The 645-nt window shown below is 56.7% G+C and carries 1 protein-coding gene; it reads left to right on the plus strand.

The window, feature by feature from the left end; all coding sequences use genetic code 11:
* On the plus strand, positions 1–439 hold a 439-nt coding region (locus ACR0E6_RS22525), incomplete at its 5' end, for a recombinase family protein (protein WP_480587575.1).
* Positions 440–645: the final 206 nt, after the last annotated feature.

A 645-nucleotide genomic window follows, 5' to 3' on the forward strand; every position in this document is an offset into this window, starting at 1 on the left:
TGCCCGCCCCGGTTTGGATCAGGCAATAGCCGCCGTGCGTGAAGGCGACACGTTTGTCGTGCCCAAACTCGATCGGTTAGCCCGGTCCGTTCCTGATGCCCGCGCCATCGCAGATCAGCTCCAGGAGAAAGGTGTCAGGCTGGCGCTCGGCGCATCCGTCTATGATCCGACTGATCCTATGGGAAAGATGTTCTTCAACATCCTTGCTACCTTCGCCGAGTTCGAAGCCGATCTGATCCGCATGCGGACCCGTGAAGGCATGGCCATCGCGCGCGCCAAGGGCAAGCTGCGTGGAAAACAGCCCAAGCTGTCTGAGAAACAGCAAAAAGAACTCTGCCGGATGCATGGCACAGGGGAGTATTCTATAAGCGAACTGGCCGAGGTATTCTCTGTGTCACGGCCAACCGTATACAGGACCCTCAACCGGCACCAGACCTGACTTTCGCTGCGGGCTGTATGAACTCACCAGACGCGGACAGAACTGCCGTTCGCTGTGCTTGCCCGAATGTCTGCTTGCAACAGAACGATCGTTCTGTTACACTTAGAACATGCCACACACGACGTCTTTCACTTCTGAACAGCTTTCCGACCGCGCACTCCAGCATTTCTGGGTAAACGGCTTCCATGCCTCGTCGATGGATGATC

The sequence above is a fragment of the Ruegeria sp. AP12 genome (genome assembly GCF_056540025.1).